General features: G+C 33.4%; 22 protein-coding genes. 5 read left to right on the forward strand and 17 right to left on the reverse strand.

Features of this window, described 5'->3' with window-relative positions:
- Nucleotides 1–25 precede the first annotated feature (25 nt).
- The 13 genes from KWG70_RS16800 to KWG70_RS16860 form a co-directional block, all read right to left on the reverse strand.
- Nucleotides 26–2,407, reverse strand: a complete 2,382-nt coding sequence (locus KWG70_RS16800; protein WP_230937203.1) for a hypothetical protein — start codon at nucleotides 2,405–2,407, stop codon at nucleotides 26–28.
- Between the two features lie 4 nt (nucleotides 2,408–2,411).
- Nucleotides 2,412–3,995 (reverse strand): carboxypeptidase-like regulatory domain-containing protein, encoded by a 1,584-nt coding sequence (locus tag KWG70_RS16805; RefSeq protein WP_230937204.1) that lies wholly within the window; start codon nucleotides 3,993–3,995, stop codon nucleotides 2,412–2,414.
- Nucleotides 3,952–4,329 (reverse strand): VOC family protein, encoded by a 378-nt coding sequence (locus KWG70_RS16810; protein ID WP_230937205.1) that lies wholly within the window; start codon nucleotides 4,327–4,329, stop codon nucleotides 3,952–3,954. The genes KWG70_RS16805 and KWG70_RS16810 overlap by 44 nt, the downstream gene beginning before the upstream one ends.
- Nucleotides 4,322–4,906 carry a hypothetical protein gene (locus tag KWG70_RS16815; RefSeq protein WP_230937206.1) on the reverse strand — a complete coding sequence of 195 codons (585 nt, stop codon included), beginning with the start codon at nucleotides 4,904–4,906 and terminating at the stop codon, nucleotides 4,322–4,324. The genes KWG70_RS16810 and KWG70_RS16815 overlap by 8 nt, the downstream gene beginning before the upstream one ends.
- A 70-nt stretch (nucleotides 4,907–4,976) precedes the next feature.
- Nucleotides 4,977–6,380, reverse strand: a complete 1,404-nt coding sequence (locus KWG70_RS16820) for a M20/M25/M40 family metallo-hydrolase (RefSeq protein ID WP_230937207.1) — start codon at nucleotides 6,378–6,380, stop codon at nucleotides 4,977–4,979.
- A gap of 73 nt (nucleotides 6,381–6,453) precedes the next feature.
- A complete protein-coding gene (locus KWG70_RS16825) occupies nucleotides 6,454–7,332 on the reverse strand; it encodes a PPK2 family polyphosphate kinase (protein WP_230937208.1) in 879 nt (292 codons plus the stop codon).
- A gap of 7 nt (nucleotides 7,333–7,339) precedes the next feature.
- Nucleotides 7,340–8,503 carry a sigma-54-dependent transcriptional regulator gene (locus KWG70_RS16830; RefSeq protein ID WP_230937209.1) on the reverse strand — a complete coding sequence of 388 codons (1,164 nt, stop codon included), beginning with the start codon at nucleotides 8,501–8,503 and terminating at the stop codon, nucleotides 7,340–7,342.
- Nucleotides 8,504–8,505: 2 nt separating this feature from the next.
- On the reverse strand, nucleotides 8,506–9,330 hold the full coding sequence (locus KWG70_RS16835) for a DUF6268 family outer membrane beta-barrel protein (RefSeq protein WP_230937210.1): 825 nt from the start codon (nucleotides 9,328–9,330) through the stop codon (nucleotides 8,506–8,508).
- A gap of 99 nt (nucleotides 9,331–9,429) precedes the next feature.
- On the reverse strand, nucleotides 9,430–10,311 hold the full coding sequence (locus tag KWG70_RS16840) for a mechanosensitive ion channel family protein (protein ID WP_230937211.1): 882 nt from the start codon (nucleotides 10,309–10,311) through the stop codon (nucleotides 9,430–9,432).
- A 2-nt stretch (nucleotides 10,312–10,313) separates the two neighbouring features.
- On the reverse strand, nucleotides 10,314–11,630 hold the full coding sequence (locus KWG70_RS16845) for an ABC transporter permease (protein ID WP_230937212.1): 1,317 nt from the start codon (nucleotides 11,628–11,630) through the stop codon (nucleotides 10,314–10,316).
- A gap of 1 nt (nucleotide 11,631) precedes the next feature.
- Nucleotides 11,632–12,558, reverse strand: coding sequence for an ABC transporter ATP-binding protein (locus tag KWG70_RS16850; protein WP_230937213.1), 927 nt, complete (start codon nucleotides 12,556–12,558; stop codon nucleotides 11,632–11,634).
- A 240-nt stretch (nucleotides 12,559–12,798) separates the two neighbouring features.
- A complete protein-coding gene (dnaJ, locus tag KWG70_RS16855; protein ID WP_230937214.1) occupies nucleotides 12,799–13,926 on the reverse strand; it encodes a molecular chaperone DnaJ in 1,128 nt (375 codons plus the stop codon).
- A 5-nt stretch (nucleotides 13,927–13,931) separates the two neighbouring features.
- Nucleotides 13,932–14,477, reverse strand: a complete 546-nt coding sequence (locus KWG70_RS16860; RefSeq protein WP_230937215.1) for a nucleotide exchange factor GrpE — start codon at nucleotides 14,475–14,477, stop codon at nucleotides 13,932–13,934.
- Nucleotides 14,478–14,632: 155 nt separating this feature from the next.
- Between KWG70_RS16860 and KWG70_RS16865 the strand changes: the two genes are divergently transcribed.
- Nucleotides 14,633–15,307: a YceI family protein gene (locus KWG70_RS16865; RefSeq protein WP_230937216.1), complete on the forward strand. Its 675-nt coding sequence runs from the start codon at nucleotides 14,633–14,635 to the stop codon at nucleotides 15,305–15,307.
- Nucleotides 15,308–15,388: 81 nt separating this feature from the next.
- On the opposite strand, the gene KWG70_RS16870 is transcribed toward KWG70_RS16865, so the two are convergent.
- Entirely contained in the window at nucleotides 15,389–15,901 is a 513-nt protein-coding gene (locus KWG70_RS16870) for a fasciclin domain-containing protein (RefSeq protein WP_230937217.1), read from the reverse strand.
- A 130-nt stretch (nucleotides 15,902–16,031) separates the two neighbouring features.
- Here KWG70_RS16870 and KWG70_RS16875 point away from each other — a divergent pair, with 130 nt between their 5' ends.
- The 3 genes from KWG70_RS16875 to KWG70_RS16885 are packed head-to-tail and all read left to right on the forward strand — an operon-like array spanning nucleotide 16,032 to nucleotide 18,363.
- A complete protein-coding gene (locus tag KWG70_RS16875) occupies nucleotides 16,032–16,589 on the forward strand; it encodes an RNA polymerase sigma factor (protein ID WP_230937218.1) in 558 nt (185 codons plus the stop codon).
- The gene (locus KWG70_RS16880; RefSeq protein WP_230937219.1) at nucleotides 16,589–17,365 is read left to right on the forward strand and encodes an anti-sigma factor; all 777 of its coding nucleotides are present in this window, start codon (nucleotides 16,589–16,591) and stop codon (nucleotides 17,363–17,365) included. The genes KWG70_RS16875 and KWG70_RS16880 overlap by 1 nt, the downstream gene beginning before the upstream one ends.
- Nucleotides 17,366–17,397: 32 nt before the next feature.
- Nucleotides 17,398–18,363, forward strand: coding sequence for a gliding motility protein GldB-related protein (locus KWG70_RS16885; protein ID WP_230937220.1), 966 nt, complete (start codon nucleotides 17,398–17,400; stop codon nucleotides 18,361–18,363).
- Nucleotides 18,364–18,409: 46 nt separating this feature from the next.
- On the opposite strand, the gene KWG70_RS16890 is transcribed toward KWG70_RS16885, so the two are convergent.
- Nucleotides 18,410–19,138: an energy transducer TonB gene (locus KWG70_RS16890; protein ID WP_230937221.1), complete on the reverse strand. Its 729-nt coding sequence runs from the start codon at nucleotides 19,136–19,138 to the stop codon at nucleotides 18,410–18,412.
- An 86-nt stretch (nucleotides 19,139–19,224) separates the two neighbouring features.
- Complete coding sequence (locus KWG70_RS16895) at nucleotides 19,225–21,375, reverse strand: TonB-dependent receptor (protein WP_230937222.1); 2,151 nt, start codon at nucleotides 21,373–21,375, stop codon at nucleotides 19,225–19,227.
- A 141-nt stretch (nucleotides 21,376–21,516) separates the two neighbouring features.
- On the opposite strand from KWG70_RS16895, the gene KWG70_RS16900 reads away from it, so the two are divergent.
- The gene (locus tag KWG70_RS16900; RefSeq protein WP_230937223.1) at nucleotides 21,517–22,203 is read left to right on the forward strand and encodes a lysoplasmalogenase; all 687 of its coding nucleotides are present in this window, start codon (nucleotides 21,517–21,519) and stop codon (nucleotides 22,201–22,203) included.
- A gap of 90 nt (nucleotides 22,204–22,293) precedes the next feature.
- Here KWG70_RS16900 and KWG70_RS16905 read toward each other — a convergent pair whose 3' ends face one another.
- Nucleotides 22,294–23,565: an NAD(P)/FAD-dependent oxidoreductase gene (locus tag KWG70_RS16905; protein WP_230937224.1), complete on the reverse strand. Its 1,272-nt coding sequence runs from the start codon at nucleotides 23,563–23,565 to the stop codon at nucleotides 22,294–22,296.
- Nucleotides 23,566–23,669: the final 104 nt, after the last annotated feature.

Genomic DNA, 23,669 nt, shown 5'->3' on the forward strand with positions numbered 1-23,669 from the left:
GGGATTTGTCTTGCGCTTTTATAGTTTAATTAGTAACTTCTATTTGTTGCGATATTAGATCTTGACTATTTACAATTCCCTCAATATATAATGTCATAGGGGTTTTAGTATTTAGAACTTTAAAAGACAGCTCTCCATTAGCATCAAATCTAGCATTAGGAATCCAATCGATCACGCCATATTCTTTAAAAAATTTAGAATCAAACAAGCTATACTTTGGCACATAGAAACGTTTAGGTGTAGTATAGGTTAACGGAATATTGTATTGCGTAAAAGACACCTTAGTCTTTACTTTAAATTTCTTAAACGGATCTGTATATATTTTTATAATACCTGCAGCACCTCTAATACCTCCACCGATGCCTCCTTTATTGACTTCTACATAATCAACAACTTCCATACTAAACTTATATAGAACATCTAAATCTACTAAAATAACATCGTCTAAGTATATTAATGGAACATCTGTTGCATTTATTGAAGGTCTATTTAAGGCCGTAATTCTGAATCTAGAAGACTCTTGAGTACTTTCATTTACAAACATAGTTTCATCTACCAGAAAACCACGTTCACTAATAAACTGAGCAAAAGTTTTATAAAACTGTCTTTCATGTTCTCCAAAATCTATCACTTTTCCCAAGGTTTGATTTTGCAATTTTTCAATCCTTGTGTATTTCTTTTTTGCATAGAGTTTTACCTCATCTAAGGCTTCTATATCGTCAAACTTGAAGTCACTGGTACCTGAAGTTGCATATTGATTAGCTCTAAGTGTAGTTTTTGGTTGATATGCCGTTTGGAAATCAATAATCTTAGACGGTGAAAATTGTAAGACTACATTTGACCGACCAACATTTCCATTACGTTTCGTTTCGCCTATTCTAATAGTTTCATCATCTAACGGAAAAAAGCCTCGCTTTTCAAATGATTTTTGACCTTCTGATAAGGACAATATCTCCGAACCAGTATTAATATTAGGGTAAATTAATAAACTCTTACCACTGCTCGTATTAGCATTAATTGTATAGCTGATACCAACTTCAAAATCATAAACGGGCTCTGGAGGTGCATTGAAAATGGTCGTCCAATCATAACTACTCCATCCTTGAGTAAGTAGTAGGTTATCTAATTCGTATTTCTTCTTCTCCGTAATATCTGTAAAATAGTAGGACGCTTGTTCTACCGCACTTTTTAAATATGGCTGAAGATAGGTAGCTGATATGATATTTTGATGATGTGCATAGCTTCTAGTTTCTGAAGGTAATACTGAAATGCTCAAATTTTGAAATAACTGCGTATCTATAGTTGGTAGCTTAAGTGTAATTTCTAAGCTATCATTTTGTATCTGATTTACCGATGCTTTTGTAACTGCATTTAAAGGTAATCCTTCAAAATTAAAATACAAGCGTTCTGCTATAGGCCTATCGTCTTCATCAAAAAGTGTGAATATATTCACACCTTTATACAGGTAATTTAAGTCTACAGCAGTTATGGACTCTTTGGCTCCGTTGAGACTTAATATCGCTTCAGTAGCATTTGCACCATTGTGGATAACAAGTTTAAAGTTTTTATTTCCAAAGTTTTCTAATCCGATATCATTTGTTTTAAGGGCCACACCTATACTGTTAGGCGTTGTAATATCTTTAATAGAAAGCAAGATTCCTGTTCTTTCAGGTTGTTCTAATTTAGAAACTACTTTACTATCATTATAAAAATATTCCAAACTATAATCCTCACCTTCAGTAGGAAATAATAAAAACTGACCTATCCCAAATTTATTCAATGTTGTAGACGTTAACACATCGCCATTCTTATTAAGAATATCAATTTTTAAATTAGGCACTCCTAAACCTAATTTATCTTTGGCGATTACACCCACAACATTCAAAGTCTCAGATAATAAATGACCACTTTCAGGAAGCACTTGTATATCAATGGTCTTATCTACATCTATTGGTTTGTCATTAACTTTATCTTCTGGGTTTATCACGTTAAATTTTTCTAAGAAATACGTATGCTCATTGTTAAAGTTTCTTGACCAATTGGTATACGCTTTAAATTGATATTCTCCACTAGCAAATGTACTATCTATCATAAAATCACCTCTAGACACACCTTGATTCATCATAACAAGTTTCTCACGAAGTACCTTATCGTTTTTATCTAAAATTTGGCAATATAAATTTGCTGTATTTGTTGAAGGTTGCTTGATATCCTTGAGAAATACATAAGCATTAAAGCCCAACATCTCTCCTGTGATGTAGATCGTCTTATTAAAATGCACATAGATCTGCTCCCTTGAAAGATCGGCAAAATCTTCATAGGCATCTATAATCTCACTGGTATCTTGAGAAAAGCCAATGTTACAAGACAGAAATAGAAATAATAATAGGTGGATATTAGTCTTCATCTTATCAATTATTGGTGTTTTTTAGAGGTGTATTCATCCAATAGTCATCATTAGATTCTAACGAATTTACTTCTGCTTCAGATAAGGGTTTATATTTCATAATAAACTTCAAATTTTTAGGCTTGATCTTATTTTCAAAGACATCCTGAGCAAAAAACTCTCTAAATTGATACGCTTCAATTTTTGGTGATCTCAGTATTCTTCTATTAGCGACATCGTAAATATTTTTAACACGATAATCAAATTCACTCATATTGGTATTTTCATCAATTGTCTCAGGCAGGCTCCAATCGGCTATTGTAATCTTGACAGTTTGCTGATCGACAATTTCGGCTTTCTTTACCAGTAATTTTCGCTTCTGGTATTTGAATCTAAAATCTTTCCTATCTACTGTAGTCGTATCTAACTTATTATTAAACTTCATATAGAAAGCCTGTTCATATACATTAAAATCTATACTTTGCACATCAAATACAAACTTATTACTTACAATGAATCGGTTATTGAAAGTGATATAATTTAAATACATAAAATCACCTTTGGGTTTGTACTCAATAACCACTTCAAAAAGAGGATTTACATTATTAGTTTCAAGAACCCTATACTCTAATTTATGAATTGCAAAATTATCTTTTGCAATAAAAATCTTCCCGCTTGCTCTATGACCGCTACCTACCAAACCACTTTTAGCCTTAAAAGAAATTTCATAAATAATATCATCATTAAGATAAACTTTATGCAAAGTTTCAAATTCGTGATTCTCTAAAAATTTACGCTTAAAAACATAAACAAAAGAAAAACTAAGGTGTTCAAAATTTCGTATTGGATTATGAACATTTAATATCCCCAATTCGTTACCTCCTTGACCAGACAAGGTTGTATTTTTGATATATTTTGAATCACCATCATAGGCAATTAATAAAGAAGAATCTCTAGAGAACTCTTTATTTTCTTTGTAACTTAATATAGCACTCTCATTGTACGCATTCATCATTATATCTGTTTGAAAACCGGCGTCGTATGATTCTATAATAGCTTCATTTAAATTATAATAATCACCACGAACAATCTGGTAATCTCTGTAATAACCTACGGAAGAATATGGCTTAGTTGGATAGTTAAGTGTTATACTAGCTATAGCTTTCTTTACTAAGGTGTAGGCATCTAAATCACTGCTTGACGTTTTCTTTCCTTGTATGACGACTTGACCTAGGGCTTCAATTTTCGGATTAAGATATATAGTATTAATACTTTTATCTTTTAACAAAGTTGCCTCTATAATTTTAGTTTCATACCCTAAACAAGAAATAATTAAAGTGTCTTTAATTGCTTTGTATCGATAAGGAATTCTAAAATCACCATCGACATTTGCCACAATACCTTTACCACTACTTTTAAACTGGATGGTAGCATATGGTACAGTATAATTGGTTTTTGTTTCAACAAGTTTGCAGAAAATTTCTTCAACACCTTGTGAAAAACAAAGCGAAGAAGCAAATAGAAGAATGCTTAATATCGTGAACTTTCTTATCAAATTCATAGGCTTATAAATCTCTATAAAAAACCAAACCATTTTTGTTTTCGTCATAAATACCAAATTCACGAGTTCCCCAAGTTGTATCGCTCAAGTTCGTATTTTGATGGAAAACGGCTGTAGTTTTGTATTCTTCAAATAAAGCATCAACCTCATCAACATAAATTCTCAATAATACACTATCCATTCCTTCTGTCCAATCATTTTCATCATGCCATTGTAAATGTATTTCGATGCCATCTCTTATAACACCTGCATAACCAGGATGGTCTCCAACATCTTTAAAAGCCAGTTTAAATCCGAGTTTATTTACATAATAATTTACGGCGTCCATAACATGTCGCACCGGAAGTACAGGATGAATTTGTTTTAAAAAGGCCTTACTCATCAGTCTTTTTTACTTTACCTGTAAAATGATTTATTTTTGGGTTTATTGGATTTCCTGTGACTCTTCTAAACGAAGCTAATTGTCCACAATGCCATATGGCATCAGCTATCGGACCATTAACTTGATTCCAAAACGGAATTTCATTTTCTCCAAATATGATCTTATACTGAGAAATATCATCACTATCTCTAAGGATATCGGCAGCTGTTTTTAAATTGATTAGGGTTTGTTTGCGTTTATCTTCATAACTCATTGCCGATTTATCGACTCTACTATTTGGTTTTTTTAATGTAGAGTTAACTACGATATACGATAGGTCTAAAATATGATCTATAGTTTCTTCAGAAGAACGCACCTCTTCACTTGGTCGGTAAGTTAAATCTTTTTCTGTAAGACCTTCACTAGACCAATAAAACCTAAATCCAAGTCCGTCAATCATTCTTGCGGCCATAGTTCCTGCCGTAAATTCTTTAGAATATTCCGGAACTTCATAGTATGGTAATTTTTCTTCTGAAGTATCTTGAGCATAACTGATAGAACTCAAAATTAATGCGATAAAAAGTATCGTGTTTTTCATGTATACATATATTTGGTTGAATAATAAGATCTGTTATTAAAATTAAGATAATCTATTTAGATAGAAAAGCTTAATCTCTTAACTCTTCTGTATTAGAAATAGTTTGAGTGCCATATTTATCAATGAGATAAATCAACGCGGTCATAGACGCTGCGCCTAACTCTAACTCTCTTTTGTTCACATGCTCAAAGGTATCATTACTAGCATGATGATGGTCAAAATAGCGTTGAGAATCTGGTCGTAATCCAGCTAAAACTATGGTGTCATCTTTTAGAGGGCTAATATCTGCGCCACTGTAACCCTCTTCGAAGTAATGAATTAAATAGGGCTTAAAAAGCGATCGCCATCCCTGTATTTTGGCTAACATCGCTTCATTACATTGAAAGCTAAAACCTCTTGGTGTAAATCCTCCAGAATCACTTTCTAAAGCAAATACATGATTTTCATTTTTTTGTTTTGCAACCTCAGCATATTTTCTTCCTCCGCGTAATCCATTTTCTTCATTCATAAACAATACAGCTCGAATTGTACGTTTTGGGCGAATACCACTTTCTTTTAATAAGCGTAAAACATCCATAGATTGAACTACACCAGCACCATCATCATGAGAACCATCTCCTAAATCCCAAGAATCTAGATGACCACCAACAACGATGATTTCATTTGGGAACTCACTACCTGTAATTTCACCGATAACGTTATACGATTGTACATCAGGTAATTGCTTACAGTTTTGACTAAAAAAGAAATTAAGATTTTTATTAAGTGCCAACATTCCACTTAGTAACTCGGCATCGTTTGTACTAATAGCTGCAGATGGAATTCGTTGACTTAAAGGAAGATCACCATAGCCCATGCTTCCAGTATGTGGATAATCATCCAATCTTAGATTCAGTGAGCGAACAATAGTTCCAACCGCTCCATATTTGGCCGCTTCAGCAGCTCCAGCGTAACGTTCTACAGAGCAACCACCATAAGCTTCGAATGTATTAATTAAATCGGCCTGCATTGGTCTGTTGATGAAAACAATCTTACCTCTTATCTTTTCCACGCCTAGAGCCTCTAGGTCTTTATAAGTTTTGACTTCAATTATTTTAGCCTTCACACCTCCATTTGGCGTTGCAACAGATCCTCCAAGCGCACAAATATTGACATTTGTAGTTACTCCAGGTGAAGTTTCAATATAAGCGAATTCTGGAGCTCCTCTCACCCAGCGTGGTACCATAACAGGTTGTAACCAAACTTTATCTAAGCCTAATTTTTCAAATTCTTCCTTTGTATACTGAACCGCTTTTTCGGCATTTAATGACCCCGAAAGACGGCCTCCTATTTGATTAGATAAATGGTCTAACCACTGGTAACTCATTCCGTTAGTTAAAGAATTAGAATAGATTTTTTTTAAGTTTTCAGCATCAGTTTGCGCTGAAATTTGAAAAGCAACAAAAAGTAAGAGAATAGTAATAAATCGCTTCATGTGATGGTGTTTTACATTGAAGCTTAAATATACTATTTTAAATAATGACCATTAAAAAAGAAATCATAAAAAACTACTCATTTTTCAACTCATCGATATAGGTGTCTAGATTTGCTTTTATTTTGGCATCTAGCTCAGGTTCAATTATATCCTTATACTGAATTAGAGTGTCATATAGAATTCTTGCAACAATATAGCGCGCTATTGGCTTATCATCGGCTGGAATGGTATACCAAGGTGCATGATCATTAGATGTTCTATTTAAAGCATCCTCATAACATCTCTGATAATCATCCCAGAGCTTGCGTTCTCTAAGATCACCTGGTGAAAACTTCCAATGTTTATCCGCTTTACGTAAACGACGTAATAGTCTGTTTTTTTGTTCATCTTTAGAAAGATGTAGGAAGAATTTAAAAATTATAGTACCGTTGTCTGCAATGTGTTTTTCAAAATCATTAATTTGATCAAATCGCTTATCCCAAAAGGCATCATTAACATCATCAATAGAATGCACATCAGGTAAGTTCTCTCCTAAAATATATCCCGGATGAACTCTAGTTACCAACACATTTTCATAATGTGTTCTATTAAAGATGCCAAACTTTCCACGAGCTGGAAGTGCGATATAATGTCGCCATAAATAGTCATGATTTAATTCTAATTCGGTAGGAACCTTAAAACTATGGACCACAATTCCTCTTGTATTAAAATCTTTAAACACCTCTCTAATCATACTATCTTTACCAGCGGTGTCCATACCTTGAATACAAATCAAAACAGCATATTTACCATGTGCATAAATGGTGTTTTGAAAATCGCCAAGTTTTTCTCTAACCTCTTCTAATTCGCTTTCAATTGTCTTCTTATCTGCCTTAAGATCAAACTGAGTGGAGGTATCTTTTAATTGAATTTTTTCGGTAACTTTAAATTGATTTATGTCAATCTTTTTCATTGTAATACTATTTAGATGCAAATAATTTTACATCGTTCTCACTTACTTCCTTTTCTCCAAGAATAATCAAACGTTCTACAACATTGCGCAATTCACGAATGTTACCAGTCCAATCATACTCTTGAAGACGTTTAATTGCTTTATCTGAAAATTCTTTTTTTGCAGTTCCTTGTTCCTCGGCAATCTTTGATGAAAAATGGTTTACAAGTAATGGAATATCCTCTCGTCTATCATTGAGTGCTGGTACTTTGATTAAAATCACAGCTAACCTATGGTATAAATCTTCTCGAAATCTACCTTCGGAAATTTCAGTTTTTAAATTTTTATTTGTGGCAGCTACAACACGTACATCAACCTTAATATCTTTATCATTACCTACACGTTGAATCTTGTTTTCTTGCAAAGCACGTAATACTTTTGCTTGTGCAGAAAGACTCATGTCTCCAATTTCATCTAAGAAGATGGTGCCACCATTTGCAGCTTCAAACTTTCCTGCTCTATCCTTTACAGCACTTGTAAAAGCACCTTTAACATGTCCAAACAGCTCACTCTCTATCAATTCTGAAGGAATTGCAGCACAATTCACCTCAATTAATGGTCCTTTAGAACGGTCACTCTTTTGGTGCAACCAGTGTGCTACAAGTTCTTTACCAGTTCCATTCGGACCAGTAATTAACACTCTAGCATCTGTTGCAGACACCTTCTCTATCATTTCTTTAATATGAGAAATAGCCTCACTCTCACCTATCATTTCATACTTCTTGCTCACCTTCTTTTTGAGCATTTTATTTTCAACAACAAGTTCTTTTCTGTCTAAAGCGATACGCACTGTATTGAGCAATCGATTTAAATCAGGCGGTTTAGAAATGTAATCAAAAGCTCCCAAACGCATCGTATTTACAGCTGTATCTAAGTCACCATGTCCAGAGATCATAACCATAGGTGTTTCTGGTTTTATCTTTTTAACTGCCTCTAATACTTCAACACCATCCATTTTAGGCATTTTTATATCACAGAGTACCAGATCATAATCCTCTTTTTTTATTTTTTCGATACCAACTAGTCCATCTTCGGCTTCATCCACCTCATAAGTATCGCTTTCTTCAGAGAGTATTTTGACCAATACTCTTCTAATTGCTGCTTCATCTTCTATTACTAAAATCTTTGCCATTTTTATATTTTAAATTTTATTCCAGTTCTTAAATAAAATGCATTTACATCATCTAATTTAAAAACTTCATTTCTATTATTATCACGTAATACATTATTTAATCTAAATGTATATCCTGCATAGCCATAAGCTACTAAATTTTTAGTAAAGCAATATTCATACCCAAGTCCACCAACTGCTACAGATAATGAAATATTATCAACTTGTCTATCATTTATAGTAAGTGGTCTTTGCAAGTGCGCGAAATAACCATCTAAACTCACAAAAGCTTGAAGTATATTACTATCTGTAAAATAATACTTAACATTTGATTTTGGAACTCCTGCAGAAAACGACCAATGGTAATTAATTCTTCTGTAGTAACTTACAAAAGGTAGCGGAAATGGCACACCAGTTGTGGCATTATACGTTAATCCAAAAATTAAACGAAAAGGACGTTTAACACTCTCATCTTCTCGCCTATCATTTATCGCAAAAACGCCTCCATTAAAAAAGACATCTTCAAATGTCATCTTATCTATTAATGTTGATGCAACTCTTGGATTAGCCTTAAATGCAAGTCTCCAATTTTCACTTGTCTTAAATGTATAGCCTATATTTAAATCGATAACATTTATAGTTTCTATCAGTGACCTATCAAAAGGATAAGTATCTTCTAAATTAAGTATGATTCGATTATATTCTGCACCAACTACCAGATAACAATCTTCGCTTGTTTTTATAGGATAATTTACTAAAGCTCGAACTCTGGTATATTGATCTTCGGATTTACTTTTTGGTATAAATGAATATTCTAATCGTGCAATATCTGTAAGTTGTGCTAGCACAGATTGTGTGAAGCAACAAAAAAATAATACAGAAAGAAATTTACACGATTTTATGTTCATAAATGATTTTTAAGGTTCTTAAATTTTAAAACAAAAGAACTATTCAGGTTTTTGAATAATATGAATGTCTCTTTGAGGGAACGGAATAGAAATATTATGCGCTCTAAACAGTTTATCGATTTCAAAACGTATATCACTCTTCGGAAATTGTGCTTTAAAGCTATCTGCTAGTGTAAATACCAATTTAAAATCTAATGAACTATCTCCAAAATTAGTAAATATTACTGTTGGTTCTGGGCTACTAATCACATCTGGATGCGTACTAGCAGCTTGTAATAATAGCTTTTTCACGAGTTGCACATCACTTCCGTAAGCGACTCCAACCGAAACACTTTCTCTAGTTAATGTACCATTTTGCGTCCAATTGTATAAACTGTTCGTTAAATATAAGTGATTAGGAATTACTAATACTTTATTGTCGATAGTGACTGCACGAGTTGTTCTTAATTTAATTTCTTCAACACGGCCAACTTTTCCTTCTATTTCAATAATATCACCCACATGAACCGATTGATCAATTAAGATAAACACTCCAGAAATAATATCTTGAAAGAAAGTTTGAAGCGCAAGTCCAATACCTATTAAAAGTGCTGCTGAAGCTGCAAAAACCGCTGTCACATTTACACCAACAGAATGTAAGGTTATCAATAAGATGATTATATAGATCAACCATCTAAAATAGCCATATATGACATTAAACTTTCCTTTATCCTCTTTAGGTAAGTTTCTAGTAATAATCTTTAGAACCAGTCTAAGAACCAAGGTTGTAATAAAGATAACTGTAATTACAACTAGAACATCTAAAATTGAAATACTAATATCCTTACCGAAATCAATATGCTGTCCCAGAAATTCCTTAGTCTTTTCCCAAGCAGAACTTTCGGTTATGGTATCTTCTATTTTAGATAGGTCCTGAAACATCATTAATATTTAATCCATTTATACAATTCTTTATAGCTTGGTTTTTTACCGTACATCAAGATACCAACTCTATAAATTTTCGCGGCAAACCACACTGTAAACACAAATGTTCCTGCTAAGATACCAAAAGACAGTACTTGTTGCCATATCGGCACTCCAAATGGTATTCTCATAAGCATCACTACTGGTGATGTAAAAGGTATAAATGAAAATACCGTAGATACAGTTCCATGCGGATCTTCTATTACAGTAAAAATACCAACATAAACAGCTAAGATCAATGGCATGATGATAGGCATCATAAACTGTTGTGTATCTGTTTCGTTATCTACTGCTGCGCCAACAGCAGCATACAATGAACTATATAATAAATAGCCTCCAATAAAGAAAAACATAAAGGCAATAACCAAATTAGCTAATGGTAAATTAAAAAAAGATTGCATTGCCAATTGCATTTCATTTGCCATGTCTGGGTTTTGCAAGGCTTGATTCATGATTTCCTGTTGAGGTGTTTGCAATTCGGCCATACTAAGTCCAAATATCGCTGTAAGTGCAAATACTAAAATACTACCTAAAATTGTCCATATAGCAAACTGAGTGATTCCAGCCAAAGACGTTCCAATGATCTTACCCATCATTAATTGAATTGGCTTAACAGACGATATAATAACTTCAATAATTCTACTGGTTTTCTCTTCTATTACACTACGCATAATCATATTCCCATAGATAATTATGAACATAAACAATAAATAACCTGCTGCGCCACCAAAGGCCAATTTTAAATAACTATCAATTTTTGAAGTTTTCTCTCCTGTAAATGTTTCTTGAGCAATAGTAATATTCGTTTCAGAAGCTTCAATTTTTTTAACATCTACCCCTCCTCTTCTAAGCTTTTCATCTCCAAGTTTCTTTTCTATTTTATCTTCCAAACTAGACATGATAGATAATGAAGGAGATTCATCTGAAAAAAACTTAACACTTGAGTAAATGCTTGAGGTATCACTACTTTTTTCTATGTACAATAAACCAAAATCTTCTTTTGACTTTACCAGCTCTTTCGCAGTTTCAAGATTAGTATCTGCAGTAAGCATTATATATTTGGTATGATCAGTATTTTCAAATACATCACTTAAAACTCCTGTTTCATCTAAAACCGAAATAGTTCTATCCTTATCATTATTTAATTGCGATAGGTAGGCAACTACCGCTATAAGAGCAACCATAATCAACGGACTCACAAATGTCATAATAATAAACGATCTGTTTTTAACCTTAGTGAGATACTCTCGCTTTATTATCAATGGTAAATGGTTCATTCTAGTTATTTTTTACAGTTTGAATAAAGATATCGTTGGCACTAGGTATCACCTCAACAAAATGATGCACTTCAGCCTTAGACGTTAAAAAAGACAACAGATCATTAGAGTTATCTTGTGCATTTAATTTAACATTAAGTTTTACATCATCATTAAGATTTCTAAATGTCGCCGGCAATACTTCAAATTTCTCTTTTATCGCATTGGTTACACTTTCTATGGCACTAGTTTGTAATCCAACTTCAAATGTGTTGGTCTTAAATTGACGTTTAATATCTGTTAATTTTCCATCTAAAACCTTATTAGACTTATGAATTAAAGCAATGTGGTCGCAGAGTTCTTCGACAGATTCCATACGATGTGTTGAAAAAATCACAGTAGCTCCCTCATCTCTAAGTTGAAGGATTTCGTCTTTAATTAAATTAGCATTTATGGGATCAAAACCTGAAAAAGGCTCATCAAAAATAAGGAGTTTAGGTTGATGCAAAACCGTAACTATAAACTGAATTTTTTGTGCTTGACCTTTACTAAGTTCCTGAATTTTTTTGTTCCACCAATCACCAATTTCCAGTTTCTCAAACCAGTATTTCAATCGCTTTTTAGCCTCCTGCTTTGTTAAGCCTTTGAGTTGCGCAAGATACAGAGCCTGTTCTCCAACTTTCATTGATTTATATAAACCGCGTTCTTCAGGTAAATAACCTATATTTTGAATATGCTCTGGTCGTAATGGCTCTCCATCTAAAAACACCTCACCAGTATCTGGCATAGTGATTTGATTGATAATCCTAATAAGCGTCGTTTTTCCAGCGCCATTAGGGCCTAATAGACCAAAAATACTTCCCTTTGGAACAGCAATAGAAACGTCATTAAGTGCTCTAAATTCTCCGAAATTTTTAGATACGGAATCAGCGACTAAGAGGTTATTCATAAACAAGGTTTAGATTGGTTGAATTTAATAATGGTAAAGATAAAAATGTTAATGATGTAATGAAGCTAATCGGCTTCTTTTTTTAATGTTTACAGCGGTTTCAATGAAATATATAAAAAACAAAACCCACCCTTAAAACAAATTAAGGATGGGAAAAAATTGCTATGAAAAAGAAAAATTACCACTAATAGATATTAGTGATAATTCAAATATAGTGTTTTTTATTAAAAAAGGGGATTGTTATGAAAACATATCTTTAACTTTTTCAAAAAACGATTTATCGCCACTTTCTGGCTTTGGCTCGAAGTGCTCATCATTTCTCATATTTTCAAAGAATTCTTTCTGTTGTTTATTTAATGTTTTAGGTGTCCAAACGTTAACATGAACCAATAAATCACCACTTCCATAACCATTAATACTAGGAATTCCTTTTCCACGTAAACGCAAAATTTTACCCGATTGTACACCAGCCTCTACTTTGATTCTTACTTTGCCAGTAACAGTATCAATTTCTTTTGAAGTTCCTAAAACGGCATCGGGTAAACTCACATACATATCATAATGTAAATTATCACCTTCTCGTTTTAAAGTGTCATGTTCTTGTTCTTCGATAACAACAAGTAAATCTCCTGAAATTCCATTTCCAGGAGCTTCATTTCCTTTTCCTGTTACTTTGAGTTGCATAGAATCTACAACACCAGCTGGAATTTTAACAGATACCGTTTCCTCTTGTACTTTTAGTCCTTGCGCGTCAGCATCATTAGGTTTCTTATCTATACTCTGTCCAGCTCCGCCACAAGTAGGACAAGCCGAAGCGGTTTGCATACGACCCAAAATAGTATTTGTAACTCGAGTCACTTGACCAGCTCCATTACAAGTACTACAAGTTTTATAGGTTGTACCAGGCGCTTGAACTTTACGTTTTACTTTAATTTTTTTCTCAACACCTTTAGCGATTTCTTCGAGTGTTAACGCGACTCTAATTCTTAAGTTACTTCCCTTAACACGTCGTTGTCCACCTCCAAAGCCGCCTCCAAAACCAGAGAAACCTCCTCCGCCTCCAAAAGCTCCGCCAAAGATATCACCAAACTGACTGAATATGTCATCCATATTCATGCCACCACCACCAAAACCACCAGCGCCTTCAAAAGCTTGATGTCCAAATTGATCATAACGTGATTTTTTATTGTCATCGCTTAATACCTCATAGGCTTCAGCTGCTTCTTTGAATTTTGCCTCTGCTTCTTTATCATCTGGATTTTTATCTGGATGATATTTTATAGCCATCTTACGATATGCCTTTTTTATTTCAGCAGCAGATGCACTTTTATTGATTCCTAATATTTCGTAATAATCTCTCTTTGCCATGTCTTTTATTGTCCAATTACAACTTTAGGAAAACGTATTACCTTATCTCCTAATTTATATCCTTTTTCAATAACATCAATAATTTTCCCTTTCAAGTCGTCGCTTGGAGCAGGAATTTGAGTTATTGCCTCATGATCATCTGCATTAAATGCATCACCTTGAGCTACTTCTATTTTTGATAGTCCTTTTTTCTCTAATGTCGATAACAGTTTATTATAGATTAGCAATACGCCCTTGCGTAATTCTTCAGCTTCCTTATCATCTTCGATATGCAATAATGCACGTTCAAAGTCGTCAAGCACTGGCAACATTGATACCATAACATCTTCGCTTGCTGTTTTAAATAAATCGATACGCTCTTTTGTTGTACGCTTCTTATAGTTTTCAAACTCTGCAAACAAGCGCATAAATTTGTCTTTCTCTTTAGCTAAATCATCTTGCAATTGTTCTTCCAACGTTAACTCTTCTGTTTGTGTTTCTTCGTTGTTATCTACTATTTCTTCTTGCATTTGCGGTTCTTCTATAGTCTGGTTTTTATCTTTCTTACTCATATTCTGGATTATTTTATAAATCTTCGATTTAAAGATGGCAAAAGTACTGCCATTATTATTAAAATGTCAAAATGTCACCAAAATATTTTCTTCGGAATTGGAGAAGCTCATAGCAATCTGTATTTTTGTAGAACACAAACACTAAAAAATATAATATGAAAGCTAAATTTTTAAAATTTTCAATGATTCTTGCCATTGCCATTGCATTTGTAGACTGTAAAGATAAAGCCGATGAAGCCAATACGAGTGATGCTGAAGCCGCTGCTGTTAGTGAAAGTACTTCGAAAAAATATACGGTAAATGTAGCCGAATCAACGATTCATTGGAAAGGTTTTAAGCCAACAGGGACGCATACTGGAACCATCAACATAGACAATGGAACGTTTAATACGAATGACGGACAGTTACAAAGTGGGACGTTTTCAATTGACATGAAATCTATCAATGTTACAGATTTAGAATCTGGAGATGGTAAAGAAAATTTAGAAGCGCATTTAATGGGAACCGTTGAAGGAAAGGAAGGTGATTTTTTCAATGTTACTAAATTTCCTACTGCTGCTTTTGAAATTACTGGCACCAAAGCCTTAGAAGGAAATAAAACAAGATTATCTGGCAATTTAACTATCAAAGGTCAGAAACATAATATTGCATTTCCTGTCACAATTACCAATACTGATGACATGATGACCATAGAAAGCGATGCATTTACTATAGACAGAACAACTTGGGGTGTTAATTATGGCTCAAAGTCTATATTTGATAATTTAGGTGACAAATTTATTAATGACGATATGGAATTAAAGATTGTAGTCAAAGCTAAAAAAGTTTAAACGGCTTCATTTTTTAGTCCTAACATAAAAAAGCATTCACAATTGTGAATGCTTTTTCTTTTCATAGCAATTATTCCAAACTTATTTTGGCATTACTACTGTGTTAATTACATGGATTACACCATTACTTCCCATGACATCCGTCGCAGTAATCTCACTGTAATTTCCTTTTTGATCTTTCAACCATATTTTCCCATCTTTTTGCATCACAGTCAAGGTTTGACCATTAAGCGCTTTTAATTCGACTTTTCCTTTGCCCTTTTTTAAAGCCGATACAACATCTTTAGCTGTTAACTTTCCAGATACAACATGATACGTTAAAATGTTAGCTAATGTTTTCTGGTTTTCCTTTTCTAATAAAGACCCTAATGTTTTTGAATCAATCTTAGCAAAAGCGTCATTGGTTGGGGCAAATACAGTAAATGGCCCATCACCTTGAAGTGCTGTGACTAAATCTCCTGCTTTTAATGCTGTTACTAATGTTGAAAAATTATCATTCCCGACAGCAACATCTACAATAGTGCCCTGTGCTTTTACGTTTTGACTTAACACTAATGCTGCTACTGTAGTTAAAATTAATACTAACTTTTTCATAATTTTTAAATTTATTGGTTAAACTATTTAGTGTACTTTGTTTTCGTTTTGAAGTACTTTCATTTATATTTACACAGCAATGTTCTCGGTGGATGAGCAACAGATTTATTTTGTGAAATCTTTAACATTAATGAGCGACGAAAAAAATCTTATTTTTAAACTTCAGCAAAAGGATGAAACAGCGCTAGGTCTCATTTATGACAAATATTCAAGTGCTCTGTATGGCGTTATTATAAGAATATGTAAAGATGAAGATGTCGCAAAAAACCTATTACAAGATACATTTATGACCATTTGGGAAAAATCTGAAAGCTATGATGTGAACAAAGGACGGTTTTATACTTGGGCCTACAGAATTGCCAAAAACAAAACGTTAAATTTTCTAAGAAAATCAGATCAACTCATCCAAGTAGAAGATTTAAGTGTATATAAAGATAGAACAGAAGAAGAAACTGACAAACTAGATTATTTAAAACTAAATGGTACGATAAAACGCTTAGAACCTCACCACCAGAAAGCTATAGAGTTGGTGTATTTTAATGGGCTTACACATCGAGAAGCACATGAGGTGATGGATGTTCCGTTAGGAACGTTTAAATCTTACATAAAACAAGCAATAAAACAATTGCAGCAATCGTACTTAAAAATGGTAACGTTTTTGATGATCTTAATTGAAGTAATGAGATGATGGAAAAGACTTACATATTAGATAACGGATTATTAGAACTCTATGTGTTAGGAGAACTGAATGCTAATGAAAAAGCTCAGTTAGAATCTGCAATAATTCAATACCCTGAGCTAAAATTACAATTAGATACTATTGAAGCCAATTTTGAAAAAATGGCTATAGAAAATGCTATAGATGCGCCAAAGGAGGTTAAATCTAATATATTGAATACTATTTCTAAATCGTCAACTAAAACTGTTTCTATAGCACCACAAAAGTCACTAAGACCTTATTTAAATATTGCCGCCAGTGTAGCTGCTTTGCTTTTTATTGGTTCTATTTATATGTTTAGTCAATTAAATAACACAAAAAAACAGTTGCAGCTTGTAGAACAAGAAAACAAAAAACTTAACAGTAACATTGAGAATCTTAATAACTACCTCATGGAAACTAACAAATGGTATGTTGCAATTAATGATCCCGATGTTCAAAAGTATGTCTTAACTGGAAATGCATTAATGCCAGAAGCTACAGTAATAAGTTATGTTAACAATGAAAAAAAATCGGTTGTCATAAACACAAAATATTTGCCTAAGCTTGATGATGAACATGATTATCAAATGTGGGCCGATGTTGAAGGCGAAATGATAAATATGGGTGTCATTGATAAAAACAAGGACATGCTTGCTATGAATTACATTGATAATGCTGAATCTTTGAATATTACCATAGAACCTGCAGGAGGAAATGATCATCCAACTGTATCACAACTCATCACAAATATTTATCTCAATTAAAAGCTTCAACTAGAAACCTTCCCAAACTAACTATGACCAGAGTTACTAAAGCTGTATTTTATCTTTTTATGATGTTATGTTTTATCAATTGCAGCAACTCTGCTGTAAAAAACAGTGCGACTTTAACATTGCATTTTGAAGATATTGATAACTTTTGGAAGGCCTATGACAAAGCAAAGTGCTTTAAAAGTCATGCTGATCGTGCCGAAGTATTACAGGAAGAATACATAGACAAAGGAAGTAAAGGATTACAATTGTTGATTAAAAAAGATCAACTTACTGCTGGAGATTTTGCAACATTCATCAAGGACACTATCTTTTACAATTCTATTAGATCTGTGACACTAAATGCAAAAAATGACAGCGAAAAAATCAGAAAACATTTAAAATCTTTTGAACGCACCTACCCTAAAGCTCAATTTAATGACATTTACTTTGTAGTTGGTCAATTTAAGCGTGCTGGAACTGTTATAGAAAATACGATGATTATAGAAATTGAGAAAAATGCAGTTAGTTCTATGACTAATTCTGAATTTCTATTCAACAAAGATCAATTAAAAAGTCTTAATGATTATGCATCTCTTGTTCCTCTTATTGTTCATGAACAAGTGCATGTAAATCAAAAAAATATAAATACTAAAAATTTATTATCTAAGTCTATCTGTGAGGGCTCAGCAGATTTTTTAATGTACTTGCAAACAGGGAAATTCCCGCTTACCTTACAAGAAACTTATAGCTATGGTGAATCAAATGAAGCTGAATTATGGATAAAATTCCAAACAGATCTCGATCGTAATTTTAAGCATATAAAAACCAATTGGTTTTACAATTATGACAGAGATGACATTCCACCAGATCTAGGATATTTTATGGGGTTTAAAATTTGTGAAACTTATTATAATAAGTCCGAAAACAAAGAAAAAGCTATAGAATTTATGCTAGACATTAACAATAGTGAAAAACTCTTAGAATTAAGTGGGTATAAAGGAGGGTTGTGATAAAAAGCACAGATATGACATATCTGTACTTTTTATACTTTAATTTTTATTCTTCCAACACAAAGCTAATCGGAATACTATAAGGAACCTTTACTGCCATACCTCGTTGCTTACCTGGTGTCATTTTTGGCAGAAGACTAATAATACGCTCTGCTTCAGTTTCTAATATTTTATCTGGACCTCTAGATTTGATTCCAGTCACCTTTCCTGTTTTATCAATCATAAAAAGCACATGTACTCTACCGTGCATTCCTAAATCCACAGCAGTTTGAGGGTAGTTAAAGTGCTTTTTGATATGTTCTTGAATAGATCTTTGGAAGCATGCCTTTTTTTCTGCTTTGGTTCCATTTTCACAACCAGGATAAACAGGAATGTCTTCAATAACAGCAAAAGGAACTTCTATATCTTCTTCTACTTCTTCTACCTCAACTTCGTCTTCTGATGCTATATACTCTACGATGTCTGTTTGACTCACTTCACTACTTTCAATAATTGTTTCTTCAATTTCAACAACGTCCTCAACGATTTTAATTTCTTGAGGAACCATTGCTGGTGGTGGCGGTGGTGGCGGTGGAGGCACATTGAGGTTGACTATTGAAATATCTTCATCAATAAAATTGTCTACTTGAACAATATCTTTTAATTGTACATCTCTCTTATAAGATTTATGTTCAAATAAAAGATACGTTGATAACAGCATTAAATTTAAGCCTATGGCGAAATAGAGACTGCTATTTCTACCGATATCAACTTTTGGATTTTTCTTGGCTTTCATGATACTAGTGTTTTACCTAAGTAAATTACATCAATACTTGCACAAAAAGAATGACAAATGTCATGTTTGAAAAGCCCTATATCATTTTATAAATTGTCCAATTGGTTATCACTTCCATCTTCACTAATAGTCCAAAAGAAGCCTACAAAAAAGAATTGATCTTGCGCAGGACGTAAGGCGCGTCTATTAAAAACACCATTCATATTTGGTGTATTCGCATATTGATAACCATTAATATTTTTAAATCCGAAAACATTATTTATAGAAAAGTATAGAATTTTCTGTTGACTCAAAAGATAAGCCCAGTTCAAGCTTACACTATTAAAACTTTTAGTTTTTTCACCTAAAAACTCATTAGTATTTGGATTAGTATAAGGTCTACCAGAACCAAAAGTATAGCTAAAGCCTACCTGACTTTTCCAATCCTCGATCCAGTATTTTGCTACGGCCGAAAAATTGTGTGTGTTTGCAAAATTTGGTTGCGCTTTAGTTGGATAATTGCGATAATTACGTTCTGTATCCAAGTAAGAATAGCTTAACCAATAATCGGTGTTCTTGATGCTTTTATTATCTCTCCAAAAAATATCTAAGCCTTGCGCAAAACCTGAGCCAGAATTATTAAAGTTAGAATCGAAACCTTCAAATTCGGTATCAAATTTTACAAGATTGTCATATTCCTTTCTATAGGCTTCTGCTCTAAATATTCGTCCATCATTGACAAACTGATAATTCATAATATAATGTTTGGTGTTCTGTGTCTCCACTTCTGAATTGAACTTCAAAATTTCATTATTAGCATTTTGATAGAAACTTCCATAGGCCACAGATAGCTGCCCGTTTTCTGATGTCTTATAAGCAATTGAAGCTCTAGGTGCTATTTTGAATTCATCAGACAGTGCATAACGATCTGCTCGCACACCAATTTTCATTGCGAAATTCTTACTAAAGATGATATCCGATTCTGTAAAAGCAGCTGTGTTATTATTGTTGAATCCGTAAGATCCATTAAAAGTTTCGTCATTAAAGGTTTCATCAAAATCTGTAGTAAAATGCTCTACTCCAAAGTTTAATTTAAATCTACTATTAAAGCGCTTTTTGAGTTTTAACTTAAAGTGTGCTGAGTTTTCATCATCTTCAATATCGCTATCCATAACCGTAATATCTGTTTTAGCGATGGTATAACTTAAGCCAGAAAGTAATGACCAACCATTACCTAATACACCTTGATACGATGTATTGGCATAGAAATTTCTATTGTTTAGTTTAAAACGCAAACCTTCACTTAAATTTATATCTTCCTGAGTCAAGTCGAAATTTGAGGTATCAAAAGCTGCATAAAATTTTAACATACCACTGTTGAACTTTTGGCGAAATACGGCTTCCCCTTGAGCTCCTTCATATGGTTTCTCCCAATCGTTACGATCATCAAACAAGGCTATATAAGGTGCCAAATTAATGTACGATACATTAACACTCAATGAAGTTTTATCCCATTTTTTGGTATGACCAAGGCTTCCTCCAACACTCATGATACCAATATCTGTTTTCTGTTGATCGGGTTCGTCAATTGTATTTAATAAGAGTACACTTGATAGTGCATTTCCATATTCGGCAGAATAACCACCTGTTGAAAAAGTAATACCATCAAATAAAAATGGAGAGTAACGACCACGAGTTGGTGTATTATTTGCTGTTGGCGTATAAGGTGTAAACACACGAATACCATCTATGAAAATTTGTGTTTCGTTAGCATCACCTCCTCTTACAAACAAACGTCCATCTTCGGCAACTGTTGATGTACCTGGAAGCGTTTGTAATGCACCAACAAAATCACCTAGAGCACTTGCTGTGGTTACAACATCTAATGAATTAAGTACAGATACCTTACTATTATCACTAGCTTCAAATGTTCCTGCTGAAATTACCACAGCATCCAAGGCTTCCATATCTTCTTTAAGTTTAATTTGCAGGTTCTTAAGTGTTGACACATCACCAATTATTGTTTTAGTTTCGTAGGATAAAAAAGAAATGATTAAGGTTTGTGAACCTGTCTCATCTGAAGTAAAACTAAAATTACCTTTATCGTCGGTGGTGTCTCCATCGTAGGTGCCGTCAAGATAGACATTAGCTCCTGTAATGGGTTGACTTTTAGAGTCGGTTACTTTTCCACTGATTGTTGTTTGTGCACATAGGACTGATGAGAATAGGATGGTTAAAAGTGTTACTAAATTCTTCATTGGTTGATGATTTTAACTGTTTGTTTTTGATTGATAGGTCAAAGATGTAAAAGAAGACCTTCAGCAAAAATTCTATTTGACCGAATTGTTAAAAATCATTACTGAATTGCATATTTTTGAAATCTGATCAATTCAACACACATGTTTGCACTTTCAAAGTCTGAGAAAATTTTTAGTGTCATTTTTGCCCTTATTGTTATTGCCGAATTAATTACAGGCAATTCTGAAGCCTATATAAAATGGCATTACTTCTTCAAACCTGCAATTGTTATATCACTATTGGTTTTCTTTTGGAAAGAGAGCAAAGGTCTTCAAACTAAGCTTAGGTATTTTGTAGCATTAGCATTAGTCTGTTCGCTTATTGGTGATGTACTACTCATGTTTGTTGAGCAATCTCCCAACTATTTTTTATTTGGATTAGTATCGTTCTTAATAGCTCATATTATGTATGTCATCGTTTTTTTGCATCACAGGAATGAAACATTGAAACCTTTAGGATTTGTCTCTGTATTGTTGCTATATGCCATTGGTTTATTCTATGTATTGAAAGACGGTTTGAATGACATGTTAATCCCTGTAGTTGTTTACATGTTGATAATTTTAAGTATGTCTACTGCTGCTTTTTTGCGCCAAAAAAAGGCACCACGCATTAGTTTTATATTTGTACTTATAGGAGCGCTACTATTTATGATCTCTGATAGTCTTTTAGCATTAAACAAGTTTTATACACCTCTAGCATATTCGAATATAAGTATCATACTTACCTATGCCTTGGCACAATATTGTATAGTTTTTGGGCTATTGAAATTATCACAAACTTCGCGTTAAGGATGGAAACGGCATCCTTTTGTTTACAAAAGATATAGTGTACAGCCTGACCGACTGTAGCCTAAGCGAAAGTTGGTAACGCCCTAACTATTACTTTTTAAATGGTCGTATGATAAGCCTTGCTGCCTTATCAAAATTAATGTAGTTGTATGTCCAATTAAAAAATACAATCACGCGGTTTCTAAAACCTACTAAGGACATCAGGTGAATGAACATCCAAATAAACCAAGCAAAAAAGCCGCCAAACTTAAAATGCTTGAGATCAACAACTGCTTTATTTCTCCCTATGGTAGCCATAGAACCTTTATCATTGTATGTAAACGGTTTTAGCTCTTTATTATGTATTAATTTGAGAAGGTTTTTACCCAATAGTTTTCCTTGTTGTATGGCTGGTTGTGCAACTTGCGGATGACCGCTTGGGTAGTTTTCGGTGGTCATAAATGCAATATCTCCTAATGCAAAAACATTTTGATAGCCTTCTATTTGATTAAAACGATTCACTTTATATCTGTTCGCTCGTTCTAATACTGATGACGCGTTGAGTCCAAATACTGGGGCTCCAGTAACACCTGCCGCCCAAATTAAGGTTTCGGTATGTAAAACCAAATCAGAGTTGGTGGTTACTGTTTTCCCATCGTAATCTTTAACGAATGTATTGGTGTGTACATCAACCCCTAAACTCTTAAGAAACGTTTCTGATTTTTTCGAAGCATGCTCGCTCATTGGCGGTAAAACCCTATTAGCGCCTTCCAATAGATGAATTTGCATATCATTACTATTCAAATCGCGATAATCTCTAGGAAGAATATGATTTTTTAATTCGGCAATAGCACCTGCCAATTCTACTCCAGTTGGGCCTCCACCTACAATTACAAAGTTTAAGAATGCATTGCGCTCTTCTTTAGTATTAGCAATAGCAGCTTTCTCTAAATTTTGCAAGATCAAACTTCTAATATTTAGTGCTTGAGGTACACTTTTCATTGGCATACTATTGGTTTCAATAGATGTATTTCCAAAATAATTAGTTTTAGTTCCAGTAGCAATAACAAGATAATCATAACCAAGCATACCAATACTTGTTTCTATCTCATTTTTTTCGGCATAAATATGCTTTACCTCTGCAAGTCTAAAAAAAGAATTTTTATGTTTTTTTATTATTTTTCTTAATGGGTAAGCTATAGAGTCTGGTTCTAAACCAGAACTAGAAACCTGGTATAACAGAGGTTGAAATGTGTGATAATTGTGTTTGTCCAGTAATACAACCTGAACATCTTTATTGGCCAAGGTTTTAGCTAAATTAACGCCAGCAAAACCGCCTCCAATAATAACCACTCGTGGTAGTTTTGAATTGGGAATATTCATAAGAAATGGCTCTTAAAATAATAGTTACAAAGGTACGATATAACGGTGTTAAAAACTTATTTTTGAATTAATGTTTAACACAGTTGTAACAATTTAAATTTTAT

Source organism: Psychroserpens luteolus (assembly GCF_021032705.1).
Lineage (GTDB): Bacteria > Bacteroidota > Bacteroidia > Flavobacteriales > Flavobacteriaceae > Psychroserpens > Psychroserpens luteolus.